We start from the raw sequence: 497 nt of genomic DNA, 5'->3' as shown, positions 1-497 counted from the left end.
ATCCAGCAGACCTTCCGGAAGGGCAGGCAGCGGCCCTCGGGCCGCTGCCTGAGAAGCGACGGTGCGTTTCTTCTTCATCGGCATATCCATGACTTTTACATCTCATAATATGCCTCGCCCACAGGATTACGGATAGGTCCTTTATATCGGGACAATTACCTGTCGAGCACCATCCACGCGCCTCAGGTGCACCCTCATCGCAACCCTTAAGTATTGATCAGGCCCTCTCGCACAATGCGCATCGTTGACGCTTTTGCCTCCTCAAGCGTGGCAACTCGGGCAACAAGATGCGAGACGTCATGTCCGGCCAGCTTTCCCTCTTCGAGTTGCTCGCGTGCCAAGAAGATTCGTTCTTCAATTGCCCGGAGCGCCTGCCAAATCGCATTCTCGGATTGCCGGCGTTGCTCATCTTCCAGCGCCACTGCGGAAAAAGCGTGACCGGTGTGACAGCGGTAGCGCAGCGGCATCCCGCTACCGATGCGCCATACCACGCCGCC

The 497-nt window shown here is 57.7% G+C and carries 1 pseudogene; it reads right to left on the bottom strand.

The features are described 5' to 3' along the window. Positions 1-206 precede the first annotated feature (206 nt). Positions 207-497, bottom strand: a pseudogene (locus tag QCE79_RS33630) (chemotaxis protein CheB); the annotation flags it as partial.

The organism is Caballeronia sp. LZ003, assembly GCF_031451465.1.
GTDB lineage: Bacteria > Pseudomonadota > Gammaproteobacteria > Burkholderiales > Burkholderiaceae > Caballeronia.
Note: the sequence above shows the minus strand (reverse complement) of the source record. Positions and strands in the feature narration are given on the sequence as shown.